The sequence below is a fragment of the Streptacidiphilus sp. EB129 genome (genome assembly GCF_041262645.1).
Classification (GTDB): Bacteria; Actinomycetota; Actinomycetes; order Streptomycetales; family Streptomycetaceae; genus Streptacidiphilus.
The window spans coordinates 69,593-82,341 of sequence record NZ_JBGCCS010000025.1 but is presented as its reverse complement, the minus strand read 5'-3'; the positions used below and the strand labels follow the sequence as shown (position 1 = coordinate 82,341).

The 12,749-nt window shown below is 73.2% G+C and carries 12 protein-coding genes and 1 tRNA gene; 4 read left to right on the top strand and 9 right to left on the bottom strand.

The window, feature by feature from the left end:
- Positions 1–22 precede the first annotated feature (22 nt).
- From ABH925_RS26585 to ABH925_RS26575, 3 genes are all read right to left on the bottom strand, one after another.
- Complete coding sequence (locus ABH925_RS26585) at positions 23–1,540, bottom strand: PP2C family serine/threonine-protein phosphatase (protein WP_370151553.1); 1,518 nt, start codon at positions 1,538–1,540, stop codon at positions 23–25.
- Between the two features lie 134 nt (positions 1,541–1,674).
- A complete protein-coding gene (locus ABH925_RS26580; RefSeq protein WP_370151551.1) occupies positions 1,675–2,196 on the bottom strand; it encodes an FHA domain-containing protein in 522 nt (173 codons plus the stop codon).
- A 10-nt stretch (positions 2,197–2,206) separates the two neighbouring features.
- Complete coding sequence (locus tag ABH925_RS26575; RefSeq protein ID WP_370151549.1) at positions 2,207–3,106, bottom strand: FhaA domain-containing protein; 900 nt, start codon at positions 3,104–3,106, stop codon at positions 2,207–2,209.
- Between the two features lie 515 nt (positions 3,107–3,621).
- On the opposite strand from ABH925_RS26575, the gene ABH925_RS26570 reads away from it, so the two are divergent.
- A tRNA-Leu gene (locus ABH925_RS26570) sits at positions 3,622–3,704 on the top strand.
- A 134-nt stretch (positions 3,705–3,838) separates the two neighbouring features.
- On the opposite strand, the gene ABH925_RS26565 is transcribed toward ABH925_RS26570, so the two are convergent.
- From ABH925_RS26565 to ABH925_RS26550, 4 genes are all read right to left on the bottom strand, one after another.
- On the bottom strand, positions 3,839–4,498 hold the full coding sequence (locus tag ABH925_RS26565; protein ID WP_370151547.1) for a zinc ribbon domain-containing protein: 660 nt from the start codon (positions 4,496–4,498) through the stop codon (positions 3,839–3,841).
- A 133-nt stretch (positions 4,499–4,631) separates the two neighbouring features.
- A complete protein-coding gene (locus ABH925_RS26560; protein ID WP_370151544.1) occupies positions 4,632–4,817 on the bottom strand; it encodes a 2-hydroxymuconate tautomerase in 186 nt (61 codons plus the stop codon).
- Between the two features lie 89 nt (positions 4,818–4,906).
- Positions 4,907–5,362, bottom strand: coding sequence for a MarR family winged helix-turn-helix transcriptional regulator (locus ABH925_RS26555; RefSeq protein WP_370151543.1), 456 nt, complete (start codon positions 5,360–5,362; stop codon positions 4,907–4,909).
- Positions 5,363–5,439: 77 nt separating this feature from the next.
- Positions 5,440–8,220 carry a SpoIIE family protein phosphatase gene (locus ABH925_RS26550; RefSeq protein WP_370151605.1) on the bottom strand — a complete coding sequence of 927 codons (2,781 nt, stop codon included), beginning with the start codon at positions 8,218–8,220 and terminating at the stop codon, positions 5,440–5,442.
- 283 nt (positions 8,221–8,503) lie between these two features.
- Here ABH925_RS26550 and ABH925_RS26545 point away from each other — a divergent pair, with 283 nt between their 5' ends.
- The 3 genes from ABH925_RS26545 to ABH925_RS26535 all read left to right on the top strand — a co-directional run bounded on the left by ABH925_RS26545 (position 8,504) and on the right by ABH925_RS26535 (position 10,329).
- Entirely contained in the window at positions 8,504–9,325 is an 822-nt protein-coding gene (locus ABH925_RS26545) for a hypothetical protein (protein WP_370151541.1), read from the top strand.
- Positions 9,326–9,383: 58 nt separating this feature from the next.
- On the top strand, positions 9,384–9,713 hold the full coding sequence (locus ABH925_RS26540; RefSeq protein ID WP_370151539.1) for a rhodanese-like domain-containing protein: 330 nt from the start codon (positions 9,384–9,386) through the stop codon (positions 9,711–9,713).
- A 109-nt stretch (positions 9,714–9,822) separates the two neighbouring features.
- Entirely contained in the window at positions 9,823–10,329 is a 507-nt protein-coding gene (locus ABH925_RS26535) for a GNAT family N-acetyltransferase (RefSeq protein ID WP_370151536.1), read from the top strand.
- On the opposite strand, the gene ABH925_RS26530 is transcribed toward ABH925_RS26535, so the two are convergent.
- Positions 10,315–11,754 (bottom strand): dihydrolipoamide acetyltransferase family protein, encoded by a 1,440-nt coding sequence (locus ABH925_RS26530; RefSeq protein WP_370151533.1) that lies wholly within the window; start codon positions 11,752–11,754, stop codon positions 10,315–10,317. The genes ABH925_RS26535 and ABH925_RS26530 overlap by 15 nt on opposite strands.
- Before the next feature lie 4 nt (positions 11,755–11,758).
- The gene (locus tag ABH925_RS26525; RefSeq protein ID WP_370151603.1) at positions 11,759–12,727 is read right to left on the bottom strand and encodes an alpha-ketoacid dehydrogenase subunit beta; all 969 of its coding nucleotides are present in this window, start codon (positions 12,725–12,727) and stop codon (positions 11,759–11,761) included.
- Positions 12,728–12,749: the final 22 nt, after the last annotated feature.

Genomic DNA, 12,749 nt, shown 5'->3' with positions numbered 1-12,749 from the left:
AGGGGGGTCGGAGGACGCGCGGTCAGGCGCCGGCGCACTGGGCGGCCATGGTCTGCTGCTGGGGCGTGAGCGTGGCGGTCGCGCTGGCGGACGCGGGCGGCGCGGCGGGCGGTGTGGCCTTGGTGCCGGCGCTGGCGCCGGGCTTGGGGGTCGCCGGGGGGGTGCTGCTCGCGGCCGGCGTCGGGACGGTGGAGGCTGTGGAAGCCACGGTCTTGCACACGTCCGCCTGCGTCTGCAGGGTGGCGATCTGCTGCTGCGCGTCGTTCAGGCTGGAGAAGCCGATGGTGTCCTTGACGTGGCTCTGGTCGATCTGCGGCAGGAACTTCAGCTGGACCCCGGTCGACTGGTAGACCTTGGACAGGCTCAGGCCCAGCAGGTTCTGGTTGACGCCCCGGTAGATCGCCACGGAGTCGCCGTTCGCGCCGACGTAGTACTGCGTCTGGGTCCACTGGTAGCCGAACCAGCCGCCGCCGCCGAGCAGGCCCAGCAGCACCAGGATCACCACCGTGGGGGCCAGCCAGCGTCGCTTGCGCGGCTCCCGGCGGCGCCGGCGGGAACGCCGGCCGCCCTCCTGGTCGTCGCCGTGGCCCTCGTCGCCGTAGCCGTCGTAGCCCTCGTCCGGGTAGCCCTCGCCGTCGTAGCCGTCGGCTCCGGCCGCGCCGTCGGCGGGCGGGGCGGGCTGCGGGCGGCCGAGCGAGGCGGCGCGGGCGGCGGGGGTGTTCGCCATGGTGTGGTGGCTGATCGTGGGCGGCCCGTCGGCGACCGCGCCGACCACGACCGGCGTGTCGGTGAACTGCCCGGCCACGGTGTCGCCGTCGGTGACGTCCAGGACGTCGGCGACCACGCAGGTGATGTTGTCGGGGCCGCCGCCGCGCAGCGCCAGCTGGATCAGCTCGGCGATGGTCTGCTCGGGCGCGTAGTAGCTGCCGAGGGTCTCCTCCAGGGTCTGGTGGCTGACCACCCCGGAGAGGCCGTCGGAACAGATCAGATAGCGGTCGCCGGCCCGGACCTCACGGATCGACAGGTCCGCCTCGACCTCGCTGGTGCCCATCAGCGCGCGCATGATCAGCGAGCGCTGCGGGTGGGTGCTGGCCTCCTCCTCGGTGATCCGGCCCTCGTCGATCAGCCGCTGCACCCAGGTGTGGTCCTGGGTGATCTGGCTGAGCGAGCCGTCCCTGAGCAGGTAGGCGCGGGAGTCGCCGATGTGGATCAGACCGGCCCGCTGGCCGGTCCAGAGCAGGGCGGTGAGGGTGGTGCCCATGCCCTCCAGCGAGGGGTCGCCCTCGACCAGCAGCCGCAGCCGCTCGTTGGCCCGGTCGGCGGCCTGGCTCAACGCGGTCAGCGGATCGTTGCCCGGGACGTCCTCGTCCAGCTCGACCATGGTGGAGAGGACCTCCGCGGAGGCCACCTCGCCGGCCGCCTGGCCGCCCATGCCGTCGGCGACGGCGAGCAGCCGCGGACCGGCGTAGCCGGAGTCCTCGTTGCCCTCGCGGATCATGCCCTTGTGCGACCCGGCGGCGAAGCGCAGCACGAGGCTCATGTGCCGTCCGCCCCCTTCCCTCGGTCCCCTGCGCGATGCCCCGGTGCAGCGTGCGTTGATGCATCGTACGGTGCGCTGTCCAGCCCCGCCGGGCGCGGGTGTGCCGCGCCCCGCTGTGCATGCCTCATGCGTGACTACTTCCGCAGCTCGATGACGGTCCTGCCGATCCGGATGGCAGCGCCGGGCTGGAGCGGGGTCGGGCTGGTCAGCCGGGTCCGGTCCAGGTACGTGCCATTGGTGGAGTTGAGGTCCTCGACGATCCACTGACCGCTCTGGTCCGGGTAGATCCTGGCATGCCGGGAGGACGCGTAGTCGTCGTCGAGCACGATGGTCGAGTCGTGGGCCCGGCCGAGCGTGATCGTCTGGCCCTGCAGGGCCACCGTGGTGCCCGCGAGCGAGCCCTGGGTGACCACCAGCTGACTCGGCGCCCCGCGGCGCGGCCGGCCGGCCTGGGTCTGCTGCTGGCGGCCCTCCCGCTGCGGCGGCGGAGCCTGACGGCCCGTCGGCGCGGCCCCGCCGCGCCGGGCGGTGGCGGTGCGCTGGGTCACCTTGGTGCCGAACAGGTCGCTGCGGATGACCTGCACCGCGACGATGACGAACAGCCACAGCACGGCGAGGAAACCCAGCCGCATGACTGTGAGGGTGAGCTCTGACATGTGCCCCGCGTCACCCTTCGGCTTGCCGGTAGACGATGGTGGTGCTACCCATGATGATCTTCGATCCGTCATGCAGCGTAGCGCGCTGGGTGTGCTGCCCGTCGACCACGATGCCGTTGGTGGACCCTATGTCCTGGACCACCGAGGGGGAACCGATCCGGATCTCGGCATGCTTGCGGGACACCCCGGGGTCGTCGACCCGGATGTCGGCCTCGGTGCTCCGGCCCAGCACCACCACCGGAGTGGTCACCTGCTGCCGGTCACCGTTGATCTCCAGCCAGCGCCGGGTGCCCGGCCCGGCCGCGCCGTAGCCGCTGCCCGGCATCGGCCGCACGGCCGCCTCCTGCGGCGGGGGCGGCCCGTAGCTCGGGGCCGGCGGGACGCTCGGCTCCCACTGCCCCGGCGGCCGGCCCGGCTGCACCGCGGGGAACGCCGGAGCGGTGGCCGGCATCGGGGGCACCTGCGGCTGCCAGGCCTCGGCCTGCCGACCGCCGTACGGGGCGTACGGGTCGGCGGCCGGCGGCTGGGCGGCGTCGGCGGTCGCCTCGATCCGGCTGCGTACCCGGTACAGGCCGGTGTCCAGGTCCTCGGCACGCTCCAGGGCGACCTTGAGCGGGCCCATGAAGGAGTAGCGCTGCGCCTGGGCGTACTCCCGCACCATGCCGGCGAGCTCCCCGCCGAGCTGGGCCGCGTACGGGCTCAGCCGCTCGTGGTCGTGGGGGCTGAGCTCCACCATGAAGTCGTTGGGGACGACGGTGCGGTCACGGTTCCAGATGCTGGCGTTGTTGTCGCACTCGCGCTGCAGCGCTCCGGCGATCTCCACGGGCTGCACTTCGGACTTGAACACCTTGGCGAAGGCGCCGTTGACAAAACCCTCGAGTCGCTGCTCGAACTTCTTCAGGGCTCCCACGGGGCACCCCCTTCCATCGGGCGTTCTGGGCTCACCGCGCGGTCGCGTGGCGGCTACGTGCTTGTAGTCCTTACTGATCGTATCTACGCCGGGGGCCGGTGTGCGGTTCCTCGTCGTAGCGGATGGGGCAGTGGGATCGGACACGTCGGCACCGCCGCGGGTCACCGTAGCGAAGGATGCCATCCGGTGGAGGCCGACGGGTAAGAGTCGGGGTCTGCAGGCTGAGTCGTACCCGCCGCGGCGGCTGGTCATCCGCCGATCACCCGTTCGGCTTGCGGTGACCGCCGGTCGATCACCGGTCGTTCGCTCGTCGCGGGGGCTCCGCGGGTGACTCCGAGGCGAGCCGGCGGCGTCCGCCGGGCGACCGGGGTATGGCCGGGACACCCCTTCCGACGTGCTAGTGTTCTTCTTGTCGAGAGGCGCTGACGCAGGCCGAACGGGACGTCGGAGGACCAGTCAGGAACTGGTTTGAAGACACCGGGGAGTCTTCGGTAGAGTCAACGGCATCACTCACTGCGCGAGTGGCGGAATGGCAGACGCGCTGGCTTCAGGTGCCAGTGTCCGAAAGGGCGTGGGGGTTCAAATCCCCCCTCGCGCACATGGAAGTACCGACAAGGTGCCTCCCCCGGAGACGAAAGTCGCTGGGGGAGGCACCTTGTCGTTGTGGTCGATCCTGGTGGTGCGGTCCGTCGTCCCGGCCGCGCGGCCGGGACGACGGGCGACGGACGGCGGTCAGCGCCTGGTGCCGCAGTCGGGGCAGAAGGCGGCGCCGTGCGGCACCTGGGCGTTGCAGGAGGTGCACTGGTCCGGCTGCGCCAACTGGTGGCCGCAGCCGGGACAGAAGCGGGAGCCGTGGGTCTCGGTGGCGCACTGCGGGCAGACGAGCTGCGTCGGACGCTCCACGTCGTAGGCCGCGCCCCGGGTGCCGCCGGAGTCGTAGGCCCGCTGCGAGGCGACGTCGTTCAGGCCCCGCTGCTGGGCGGCGGCGACCTCGGCGGCGGTGTCCGGCGCGCAGCCCAGGCAGAGTCCCTGGCCCGGGTTCCAGCACCGCTCGCACACATAACTGGTGCACCGGGCACAGCGGTTGAAGTGGGCGGTGGCGTCACTGACGGCCCGTTGGAACGCGGTGTCCTTGGCCGGTCCCCAGTTGGCGCCGACCAGGCCGCCGATGGCGGTGCTGGCCTCGCTGCCGGCCCGGCCCAGCGCGCCCCAGGCGCCGCTGACCGCCTTGTCCATCCAGCCCGCCATCCGGCCGCTGGTGTACGGCTGGAACGGTGAGCGCCAGGTGTCCTGGCAGCGGGAGCAGGAGAACTCGAACTGGAAGCCCGCGCCGGTGCCGTACTGCTCGCACAGGTCACGGTAGTTGTTGCTGAAGTGGATCTCGTTGCCCATGGTGCTGTGCCCCCCACGTCGTACCCTCGTTCACTGGGGCAAAGGGTGGCACAACCGACCGGCGGGCGCGACGGTGGGGCGGCTGCTCCGCCGAACCGTTACGCCCGCCGGGACGGCGGGCGGGCGGAGGCGGTCAGCGGTCGGCGATCAGGGTGCCGCCGGTGGCCCAGTTCTCCGCCGGGAGTTCGTCGATGGTGACCCAGATCGACTCGGGCTTGGCGCCGGTGGCGCGGACGAACGCGTCGGTGAGCTCACGGGCGATGGCGCGCTTCTGCTCCTCGGTGCGACCGGCGATCTGCTTGACCTGGATGAGCGGCATGGCGGGGTCTCCTTGGTGAGCGGCGGTGCTGCTGCTGACCTCAGGGTCAAGATCGGTGCCCGGCCCGGTTATTCCGCGGCCCGCGCGGGTCAGGCGCTGGCGTTGTAGCGGGCCAGGTAGGCGGCGAAGCGCTCCAGGTCGTCCTTGTCCCAGTCGCGCAGCCGCTGCAGATAGGCGCGGTGGCGCTGGTCCAGGACCTGGCGCAGCAGGTCGGCGCCCTGGGTGGAGGGGCGGATGATCTGCCCGCGCAGGTCCTCCGGGTCGGCGGTGCGTTCGACCAGGCCGAGCTTCTCCAGCGACGCGACCTGGCGGCTGACGGTGGACTTGTCGAGCATGAAGTGGGCGGCGAGGTCGGTGCCCCGGCAGCCGCCGCGTTCGTTCAGGTGGTCCAGGATCGTGAAGGTGACCAGGGTCAGGCCCGGGTGGATCTGCGAGGCCAGTGAGCGGGCCCGGCGGGCGAACGCCGTGAGCTCGCGCTGGATCGCGTCCACGGCCTCGGCGCGTTCGCCGTCGAGCAGGTCGGACGCGGTGGTGCTGGGGGGCATGGCGGCTGCTCCTTCCTTTGTTGCATCTTACAACTAAGGAGAGGATGCCCCCGGCGCGCCACGCGGGCCGGTGCCGATCAGCCCCGGTGCGGCAGCGGCAGCTCGAACCAGACCACCTTGCCGACCGCCTTGCGGCTGGTGCCCCAGCGCGCCGACAGATGGCTGACCAGGCTCAGGCCCCGGCCGTCCTCGTCCAGGGCCTCCGAGGGCTCCAGCGAGGGCAGGTTGTGGTCGTCGTCGCTCACCTCGACCAGCAGCTTCCCCACCCGCATCAGCTGCAGCTCGACCCGGTCCTTGGCGACCCGGAGGGCGTTCGTGACCAGCTCGCTGACCAGCAGCTCGGCCGCTTCGGAGAGCTCCGGGAGCTCCCATCGGGAGAGCTGGTCCCGCACCAGCAGCCGGGCCCGGCGCACCTCGGAGGTGTCGAGCTGCAGGGACCAGGAGATCACATCCTGCGGCGGGATCCCGTCGAACCGGGCGATCAGCAGCGCCAGGTCGTCGTTGCGGTCGTCGGTGTGCAGCCGCTGCAGCACGGTGTCGCAGACCTCGTCGGGGCTGCGGCGCGGGTCGACGATGTCGCCGCACAGCGCGGCCAGCCCGTCTCCTATGTCGCCGCCCCGCATCTCCACCAGGCCGTCCGTGCACAGCACCAGCATGCTGCCGTCGGAGACCTTGATCTCGCGGGAGGCGAACGGCACCCCGCCCACGCCGATCGGCGCGCCGGAGGGGATCTCCAGCAGTTCGCCCCGCCCGTCCGGGTGCACCAGCACCGGCGGAACATGGCCCGCGCTGGCGATGGTGCAGGTCCTGGCGATCGGGTCGTAGACCGCGTACAGGCAGGTCGCCAGATGGTCGTCGCCGAGCCGCTGGGCCAGGTTGTCGAGGTGGCGCAGGATCTGACCCGGCGGCAGGTCCAGTGCGGCCAGGGTCTGCATCGCGGTCCGGAACCGGCCCATCGCCACGGCGGAGTGCAGCCCGTGGCCCATCACGTCGCCCACCACCAGGGCGACCCGGCTGCCGGGCAGCTGCACCGCGTCGAACCAGTCGCCGCCCACCTCGGCCCTGCGGTCGCCGGGGATGTAGCGGTGCGCGATCAGCACCCCGGGGATCTTCGGCGGACGGGTCGGCAGCATGCTGCGCTGCAGCGTCAGCGCGGTCTTGGCCTCCATCCGGTGCAGCCGGGCGTTGTCGATCGACAGTGCGGCGCGGGCCGCCAGCTCGCGCAGGTACGCGGCGTCGGCCTCGTCGAAGGCGGGGCGGTCGGGATTCCGCAGCAGGGTCAGGATGCCCAGTACGGTGCCGCGCGCGGCCAGCGGCAGGGTCAGCATCGAGCGGCCCTCGAACAGTGCCGTGAGCGCCTCGCCGCCCCGGCCGGCCGCGCACTCGCGGGCCACGGAGGGATCCACCACCGGGACCAGTACCGGCTGGTTGGTCTGCAGGGCGAGACCTGACGGGGTGTTGCCGGGCAGCGAGAACAGGGCGCCCTCGTGCACCCGGTGCTCCCAGTCGGTCAGCGACTCGCTGAACGTGCGGGCCACCCGTCGCAGTTGGGTGGCGTCGTCGGGGCGGTCCCGGGGCAGCTCGGTCTCCACGATCAACCGGTCCCGCAGGTCCACGCAGGCGAAGTCGGCGATGCCCGGAACCACCACGTCGCAGAGCTCGTGCACGGTGGCGTCCAGGTCCAGGGTGGTGCCGATGCGTGCGCCGGCATGGCTGAGCAGCCGCAGCTGCTCGTTCACCGGCTCGGTCCCGGGCTGCGGTACGGGCCGTCGGGCGCCGGTGACACCGGCCGGGAGGGTGAGCGTCGGGACCGTCGGCGGGCCGCTGAACGGGCCGTCGTCGCTGCCGGCCGGACGTGGGACCTCGGGCCGGGAGTCGGTGGCGGGGGTGCGGCCGCCCCGGTCCGGCTGGGTACGCGGGCTGGGGACGGAGGGCAGCACGGCCGAAGCCGGGGACGACGGGCGCGGTGCCGCCGGTGCCGGGCCGGGTTCCTGCAGCGGCTCGGCCGGGGATCGGTCCGACGACTGCTTCGGCGCCTGGGCGGCGGAGGCCAGGTCGCCGGGTTCGAGCGGCAGCACCGGCAGCCGGATGGAACCGTCCAGCAGCAGCGCCGGTGCGCCGGCGGCGACCACCTGGCCGATCAGCCGCAGCCGGCGCTCCCCGCCGCCGCCGGGCAGCAGCGCGGCCAGCCGTTGGGTGGTGCGTCCCGCGTCGGCCGCGTCGGCGGGCGCGGTCCGGTCCGGGGCGACCAGCAGTGCGGGCGGACTGGAGACCGAGGTGGTGGCGTAGGGGAGGAAGTGGTTGCCCAGTGCGATCCGGGGCCCGGCGGCGCGCAGCGGCCGGGCGTCGGCGGCCAGAACCAGCAGGCTGCGGCCGGTCGGCTCGATCAGCCGGTAGGCCCAGCACAGGACGTCGACGATCCGCCCGTCCCGGTCGGTCACCAGCAGGTCGCCGCACCAGGAGGAGGCACAGGCGGTGAGGTCGTCCAGGTGGTCCAGCGCGTCGCCGAGCTTGCCGCCGCCGGGCGCCGGCATGCCCTGGTACGGGGTGACCGCGCTGCGGGCCAGCGGGAGCAGACCGGCGGCGGGCCGGTCGAAGACGTCGTCGCGGCGGTGCCCGAAGACCTCCTCGGCGGCGCGGTTCCAGTGCGTCAGCCGTCCGTCCGGGTCGACCACGAGCGCGGCCAGCCGCACCATGGCGACCACGCCGGGCGGCGCGGGCTGAGGCACCGGCTCAGCCGCTGCCGGGGCGGTCTCCGGGTCTGCGGTGCGGTCTGCCGTGGGTGCGTCGGGTGCATGGCCGGGCTCCGTCACCTGGGGCCACTCGTGTTCGGGCGCGGTGAAGGTCTCCTCCGCCATGCTCACCCTCTCTCCGCTCCCGCCGTTGTTCGAGGTGCCTGTCTGCCCGGACAGCCCTACCCGGCTGGACCGTGGTGCAAGCCGGGGACCGACGTTCCGGAGATACAGGGGTATCCCAGGCAAGCACGAAAATCGGCTCCGATACCCGTATTCGGAGAAGTCCTGAGGCGTTCAGTAGTGCGCGCGGGCTCGCACGCTCCAGTGTGCGCCCTTTGTGGTACCCCCGGGGACAGTAGGGTGACCAGGCGGACACGCGGTACAAACAACAAGTATTGAGGTTGAGATGGCTCCCGACGCCCCGGCCCGGTGGACCGACCCCGAGGAGCAGCGCCTGGAACAGGAGATCTCGCAGGCCGAGGCTATGCTGGTGGACGCCGAGGTCGAGGTCGAGACGCTGCGCGTGGAGCTGGACAACTTCGCGCTGCTGCACCACCAGCGACTCGGGCCCATGTACGTGCGCCTGGACGAGCTGGACGCGCTGATCGCCGAGGCCACCGCGGCGCGGACCGGCAGCCCCGAGGACATCCGGCGGGCCTTCGAGGCCCGCAGCGTGCTCGAACCGATGCCGGACCTGGAGGAGTTCTTCGCCCAGGGAGCGGCCGACGGCCCCGACGCCGCCGACGGCCCGGCGACCGAACAGCCCGTCATCCCGCAGGCGCCGCAGCGCATCCGCCCCGACAAGGAGGCCCAGCGGCTCTACCGCGACCTGGCCCGCCGGGCCCACCCGGACCTGGCCCAGGACCCGGCGGAGCAGCAGCTGCGCGGCGCGTTCATCGCCCGGGTGAACGAGGCGTACGCACGTGGAGATCTCCGGACGCTGGCCGCGCTGGCCCAGGAGTGGGCGGGCGAGACCGGTGACAGCGCGGCGCCGGCGGCCGGCACCCCGGAGCGGGCGGCCTGGCTGCTGCAGCGGCTCGACTGGCTCTCCGCGCGGCTGCGGCAGCTGGAGGCGGCCCAGGCCGAGCTGGCGGACAGCCCGATGGGACAGCTGCTGATGCTGCTCCCGGACGACCCCGACGCGTTGCTGGAGGTGCTCGCCGAGCAGCTGCTGGCCACGGTGGCGACTCGGCAGGCCGATCTGGACCGGTTGCTCGGTACCGTGTGAGGAGCACAGTCCGACATTCCCGTACCGCAACCGTTCCCGTACCGCAATGGAGACCCCCATGTTCCATGCCGCTGTTCCCACCGTGGACGTCGCGTCCGTACCCGCGGACGGTGCGCTGCTCGACGTGCGCGAGCAGGACGAGTGGGAGGCCGGCCACGCCGAGGGCGCGCTGCACATCCCGATGGGGCAGCTGATGGCCAGGATCGACGAGCTGCCGGAGGAGCGGCTGTACGTGGTGTGCCGCGTCGGCGGCCGCTCCGCGCAGGTGGTGCAGTACCTGGTCGCGCAGGGGCGGGAGGCCTTCAACGTGGACGGGGGCATGTACGCCTGGGAGGCGGCGGGCCGCCCGCTGGTGGGCATCGACGGAAGCCAGGCCTTCGTCCTGTAGGACGGGCAGTCGTAGCCGGCGCCGTGTGGTCGGCGCTGTAGAGCCGGCACGAGCAGGGATTCAGACGTACACGTACGTACGCACAATCGGAGGGGGCCAGATGACAGCCGTGGGCGAGGTTGCACGGACCGGGCGGGTCGAGCTGCGGGAGATCCTGCCGGCCGAGGCCGAGAATCTGGCGGCGGGCGGCAGCGGTGGCATCGGCTGGGTGCCCGACGGTCCCTACCGGGGCACCAGGGACGCCTGCACGGGCATGACCCGGGCCGTGCAGGCGGGCGGGTACGAGCCGGCCTGGGGCGTGTTCGCGATCATCCGGCTGGAGGACGGGGCCGCGGTCGGCGGCATCGGCTTCCACGGACCGCCGAGCGACGGCGTCGCCGAGATCGGCTACGACCTCGCCGCCTCGGCCCGCGGCAACGGATACGCGACCGAGGCGGCCCGGCTGCTGGTCGCCCGCGCCCTGGCCCGGCCAGGGGTCTCCCATCTGATCGCGCACACCGAACCGGGAAACACCGCGTCGCAGGCGGTGCTCACCCGGGTGGGCTTCGAACGGGACGGGGTGGGCGCGGACGACCTGTACCGCTTTGTCCTGCGAGGCGGGTCAGAGGTGGCGTAGCAGGGTGGTCGGGGACTCCACGGCGTCGGCGACGAAGCGGAGGAACGCTCCGGCGGTCGCGCCGTCGCAGACCCGGTGGTCGAAGCTGAAGGACAGCTGCACGACCCTGCGGACCGCCAGTTCGCCCTGGTGGACCCAGGGCTTCTCGGCGATCCGGCCGACGCCCAGCATGGCCGCCTCGGGGTGGTTGATGATCGGCGTGGAGCCGTCGACGCCGAAGACCCCGTAGTTGTTGAGGGTGAAGGTGCCGCCGGTGAGCTCGGCCGGCGTGAGCCGGCCGGCCCGGGCGGCGGCGGTCAGCCGAGCCATCTCGACCGCCAGATCGGCGGTGCTGCGCAGGTGTGCGTCGCGCACCACCGGGACGGCGAGGCCGCGCTCGGTCTGCGCGGCGAAGCCGAGGTGCACGGCGGAGTGACGTCGCACGCCCGTGGCGGTGCCGTCCTGGTCGGTGACCACGCTGGAGTTGAGCTCGGGATGCCGGGCCAGACCGGCGGTGCAGATCCGCGCGAGCAGCGGCAGCAGTCCGATCCGGTCCTGCGGGGCGCTGCCCGCGTTGAGGGCGCCCCGGGCCGCGAGCAGCGCGGTGGCGTCGGCGTCCACCCAGCAGGTGGCGTCGGGGATCTCCCGGCGGCTGCGGGTGAAGGTGGCGGCGGCGAGCCGGGCCACACCCTTGAGCGGGACGACCACGTCGTCGGCCGCGGGACTGGTCGCGGGCGAGGCCGCCGCCGTGGGCCGGGCGCGGCGGGTGATGGCCGCATCCACGTCCGCGCGGAGGATCAGGCCCTGCGGGCCGCTGCCGGTGAGGGCGGCGAGGTCGATGCCCTGCTCCCGGGCCAGACGCCGGACCAGCGGGGAGATCACCGCGACCGGCCCGGACGGCTGGGCTGCCGGGGTGGCTGCCACCGCGGCCCTGCCCGTGGGGGCGGGTGCTACGGCGGCGCGTACTGCGGTGCTCTGTGCGGCGGTGCTCTGTCCTGCGGCGACCGGTGCTGCGGCAAGCGGTGCCGCGGCTGCGCTGGTGGTGGGCGCGCTGAGGGGGCTCGTCACGCGGCGTCGGCGGCTGGAGCTGCTCTCGCTGGTCCCGTACCCGACCAGCACGTTGCCGGAGCCGGAGCCGGAGCCGGAGCCCGATCCGGAAGCCGAGCCCGTGTCGGTCGGGGCGGGGCTGCCGCCGGCGGGCGGGCTGACGGCGACGGTGACCAGGGCGGCGCCGACCGGGACCTCCGTGCCGGCCTCGCCGAAGCGGGCGGTCACCACTCCCCCGTACGGGCAGGGCACCTCGACCACGGCCTTGGCGGTCTCCACCTCGGCGACCGGCTGGTCGACGGCGATCACGTCGCCGACCTCCACCAGCCAGCGGACGATCTCGGCGGAGGTCAGCCCCTCACCGAGGTCGGGCAACGGGAACTCTCGTACCGAGGGCATCACGTCACTGCTCCCACTGGAGTCGAGCCACGGCGTCGAGGATGCGGTCCACTCCGGGGAGGTGGTGGCGCTCCAGCATCGGCGGCGGGTAGGGGATGTCGAAGCCGGTGACCCGCAGTACCGGGGCGGCGAGGTGGTGGAAGCAGCGTTCGCTCACCCGGGCGGCGATCTCCGCGCCCACTCCGGCGAAGCCCGAGGACTCGTGCACGACCACGGCCCGTCCGGTGGCGCGGACCGCCGCGCAGACCGTCTCGTCGTCGAAGGGCGCCAGGGTGCGCAGGTCGACGACGGACAGGTCCCAGCCTTCGGCGCGCGCGGCCTCGGCGGCCTCCAGGCAGACCGGCAGCGAGGGGCCGTAGGTGATCAGGGTCGCCGAGGTGCCCTGGCGGCGGACCACGGCGCGGCCCATCGGCTCGATCGGGGTCGGGTCGGCCGCCGACCAGTCGTCCTTGCTCCAGTACAGGCGCTTGGGCTCCAGGAACACCACCGGGTCGTCGGAGGCGATCGCGGCGCGCAGCAGCCCGTAGGAGTCGGCGACGGTGGCGGGGGTGACCACGTGCAGCCCGGGGGTGTGCGCGTAGTAGGCCTCGGAGCTGTCGCTGTGGTGCTCGACGCCGCCGATGCCGCCGCCGTAGGGGATGCGGATGGTGATCGGCAGCGGCATCCGGCCCGCGGTGCGGTTGCGCATCCGGGCGACGTGGGAGACCAGTTGCTCGAAGGCCGGGTAGGCGAAGGCGTCGAACTGCATCTCCACGACCGGCCGCAGTCCGTACATGGCCATGCCGACGGCGGTGCCGAGGATGCCGGCCTCGGCCAGCGGGGTGTCCAGACAGCGGTCGGCGCCGAAGGTGGCGGCCAGTCCGTCGGTGATCCGGAAGACCCCGCCGAGGGCGCCGACGTCCTCGCCCATGACGTGCACGGACGGGTCCGCCTCCAGGGCGTCGTGCAGTGCGGCGTTCAGGGCCTGGGCCATGGTGGCCTGGGTCCGCGCGGGC